The sequence below is a fragment of the Nocardioides sp. genome (assembly GCF_025964975.1).
In the GTDB taxonomy this organism is placed as follows: Bacteria; Actinomycetota; Actinomycetes; order Propionibacteriales; family Nocardioidaceae; genus Nocardioides.
In genome coordinates, this window is record NZ_JAOPXV010000188.1 from 1 (window position 1) to 3,614 (window position 3,614).

Here is a 3,614-nt window from a genome sequence, read left to right on the forward strand (position 1 = left end):
AGCACGCTATCGTCACCGCAGGCACGAGGTGCCCCAACGGCCTGTCCATCGGAAACGGTGAGCCATGGTCGGCGGGGAGAATCTGGGAAGCCGGTGAGAGACCGGCACAGGCCCGCTGCGGTGAATCGGGCCCTTCGCGAGAAGGGACCCGACAAGTCCGAAGACCGGCCTCGCGTCAGACCATGTCGATTGCACAGGATCGATGGCGAAGCGAGCGGGAGCCTCACATGCCACAGCAATACCCATTTTCTGCCGTCCTCGGCTGCGAGGCCGACGCCCTCGACGACATGGGCCTCGCCCTCGTCCTCACCACGATCACCCCCGAGATCGGCGGTGTCCTGGTGCGCGGCGAGAAGGGCACAGCCAAGTCGACCACCGTGCGCGCTCTGGCCGCGGTACTCCCGCCGGTCGAGGTCTATGCCGCCGACCGGTTCTCGATCGACCCCGATGATCCGGCGGCCACCTCGCCCGACGGCCCCTTCGCCGGCGACGCGGAGGTGCAGACCCGACCGGTCCGGCTGGTCGAGCTGCCGGTGGGCGCCACCGAGGACCGCGTGCTCGGCTCGCTGCACCTTGAGCGTGCCCTGTCCCAGGGCACAGTGGAGTACGAGCCCGGACTGCTCGCCCGCGCGCACCGCGGGATCCTGTACGTCGACGAGGTCAACCTGCTCCACGACCATCTCGTCGACGTGCTGCTCGACGCGGCGGCGATGGGCCAGGTGACCATCGAGCGCGACGGCGTCTCGGTCGAGCACGCCGCCCGCTTCGTCCTCATCGGCACCATGAACCCGGAGGAAGGCGAGCTCCGCCCCCAGCTGCTGGACCGGTTCGGCCTGACGGTCGAGGTAGCGGCGCCGCGTGAACCGACGCTGCGCGCCGCTGTCGTACGCCGCCGCATGGCCTACGACAGCGACCCGACCGCCTTCACCGACCGCTACCGCGACCTCGACCGGTCGCTGACCGAGCGCATCCAGTCGGCGCGCGAGCGCGTCGTCAAGGTGCGGCTGACCGACGTCGCGCTCCTCAAGATCGCCGAGGTCTGCGCGGCCTTCGAGGTCGACGGTCTGCGCGCGGACATCGTCACCGCCCGGACCGCGGTCGCGCACGCCGCGTGGGCCGACCGCGACGAGGTGACGCGCGAGGACATCCGTCGCGCCGCGCTCCTGTCGCTGCCGCACCGCCGGCGCCGCAACCCGTTCGACGCCCCCGGACTCGACGAGGATCTGCTCGACCAGGTGCTCGGCGACGACGAGCTGCCGCCCGAACCGCCCGAGGGCCCGGCACCGGACGAGCCGACCCAGACCCCGGTCGCGAGCGATGGAGCCGAGGGTGACGCCGCCGATGACGCCGATCCCGGCGACTCGCCCCCGGGCGAGTCCGACCCGTCACGCGACCCCGATGAGTCCATTCCCGACGCCGAGCTGCCGCGGCCAGGCCCTGAGCCGGCCCCCGCCCCCGAGCAGGGTCCCGGCTCGGTGGTGCGCGCTGGGGCGGCGTACCGCCCCAGGCTGCTCGCAGTCCAAGGGCTTGGGGAGGGGGCGGCCGGCCGACGCAGCCGGGCGCTGGCGCGCACGGGTCGACGCATCGGCGCCACCCGCGGCGACGCCGGCTCGCTACACCTGGTCGAGACGCTGCTCGCGGCCGCCGGCCAGCAGCCGGCACGGGGCCGGACCAGCGGCCGCGTCGACCTGCGCGCGGAGGACCTGAGGGTCGCCGTGCGGGAGGGACGCGAGGCCAACCTCGTGCTCTTCTGCGTGGACGCCTCAGGGTCGATGGCTGCGCGTCGCCGGATGACCCAGGTCAAGACCGCAGTCCTCTCGCTCTTGATGGACGCCTATCGCCGGCGCGACAAGATCGGGCTGATCACCTTCCGCGGGCAGGACGCCGAACTCGTCCTGCCGCCCACGCACTCGGTCGAGATCGCCGCGGCTCGTCTCGAGGAGCTCCCGGCCGGAGGCAGGACGCCGCTGGCAGCGGGTCTCCTCGAGGCCGCGACGGTGCTGCGGCGCGAGCGACTGCGCGATCCGCGGCTGCGACCGCTGTTGGTCGTGGTCACTGACGGCCGGGCCACCGCCGGCGCCGATGCGGTCGCCCGCTCGGTGCGCGCCGCCGAGCACGTTGCTGGTCTGCGCGTCACCACGGTCGTCATTGACTCCGAGGGCGGCCCGCTGCGGCTCGGGCTCGCCGTCCGGCTCGCCGAGGTGCTCGGCGCTGAGCATCTGCCGGTCGCCGAGGTGAGCGCCGAGCGACTGACCAGAGCCGTCGTGACTCGAAGGGGGTTGGCCTGATGCCTCAGGGCCAGCCGATCGCCGTACCCGACGACGGCCTCACCACCCGCCAGCGCCGCAACCGCCCGCTCGTGATGGTGCACACCGGCGACGGCAAGGGAAAGTCCACCGCTGCTTTCGGGATCGGGCTTCGCGGCTGGAACCAGGGCTGGCGGATCGGGGTCTTTCAGTTCGTGAAGTCCGCCAAATGGCGCATCGGGGAGCAGACCGTGCTCGAGCGGCTCGGTCGGCTGCACCAGGAGACCGGCGAGGGCGGTCCGGTCGAGTGGCACAAGATGGGCTCTGGCTGGTCGTGGACCCGCAAGCAGGGCGACACCGAGGACCACGCGACCGCGGCGATCGAGGGCTGGCAGGAGATCAAGCGCCGACTCGCCGCCGAAACCCACGACCTGTTGATCCTCGACGAGTTCACGTATCCGATGAAGTGGGGGTGGGTCGATGTCGATGACGTGGTGGAGACGCTGCGCACGAGATCCGGCTTCCAGCACGTCATCATCACCGGCCGCAACGCCGACCCCCGGCTGATTGAGATCGCCGACCTGGTCACTGAGATGACCAAGGTTAAGCACCCGATGGACGCCGGCCAGAAGGGACAGAAGGGCATCGAGTGGTGAGCCTGCCGCGGCTTGTGGTCGCCGCCCCCTCGACCGGGCAGGGCAAGACCACCATCGCGACGGGGTTGTTGGCCGCGCTGCGCGCCGCCGGCCACGAGGTCAGCGGGCACAAAGTCGGGCCCGACTACATTGACCCCGGTTACCACGCCCTCGCCTCGGGCCGCCCCGGGCGCAACCTCGACCCGCACCTGGTCGGTGAGGAGCGGATCGTGCCGTTGCTGCTGCACGGAGCCCTGGGTGCTGATGTCGCGGTCATCGAGGGCGTGATGGGCCTGCATGACGGTCGGCTCGGATCAGACGGTTTCGCCTCGACCGCCCACGTCGCCGCCCTCACGCGGTCCCCGGTGGTGCTCGTCCTCGACATCGCTCGCCAGTCGCGCTCGGTGGCTGCGGTCGCGGCGGGTATGGCGACGTACAACCCGAGCATCAACATCGCCGGCGTCATCCTCAACCGCGCGGGCTCGGACCGCAACGTCGAGGAGATCCGACGGGCGTTGTCGCTGCCCGTGCTGGGCGTGCTACCCAGCGACGAGGATCTGGCCACGCCCTCGCGGCACCTCGGGCTCGTGCCCGTCGCTGAGCGGCACGACTCGGTCACGCTGGTCGGGCGGCTCGGCGAGCAAGTGGCGAAGTACCTCGACCTCGACGGGTTGCTGGCGGTCGCGCGGTCGGCACCGGAGCTCGACGCGTTGCCGTGGGATCCGACCTGGGA

3 protein-coding genes and 1 riboswitch are annotated in these 3,614 nt (G+C 71.6%); all 3 genes read left to right on the top strand.

Annotation, left to right across the window (positions count from 1 at the left end; genetic code table 11):
• Positions 1-24 precede the first annotated feature (24 nt).
• Positions 25-188, top strand: a riboswitch (cobalamin riboswitch).
• 39 nt (positions 189-227) lie between these two features.
• Positions 228-2,288: a magnesium chelatase subunit D family protein gene (locus JWN68_RS14450; protein WP_297740114.1), complete on the top strand. Its 2,061-nt coding sequence runs from the start codon at positions 228-230 to the stop codon at positions 2,286-2,288.
• Positions 2,288-2,902 (top strand): cob(I)yrinic acid a,c-diamide adenosyltransferase, encoded by a 615-nt coding sequence (cobO, locus tag JWN68_RS14455; protein WP_297740116.1) that lies wholly within the window; start codon positions 2,288-2,290, stop codon positions 2,900-2,902. Before JWN68_RS14450 ends, cobO begins: the two co-directional genes overlap by 1 nt.
• On the top strand, positions 2,899-3,614 hold a 716-nt coding region (locus JWN68_RS14460; RefSeq protein WP_297740118.1), incomplete at its 3' end, for a cobyrinate a,c-diamide synthase. The genes cobO and JWN68_RS14460, both read left to right, overlap by 4 nt.

Coding starts and splice junctions, on each gene's coding strand:
- cobO (WP_297740116.1), top strand. CDS start 2,288: ATGCCTCAGGGCCAGCCGATCGCCGTACCCGACGACGGCCTCACCACC.
- JWN68_RS14450 (WP_297740114.1), top strand. CDS start 228: ATGCCACAGCAATACCCATTTTCTGCCGTCCTCGGCTGCGAGGCCGAC.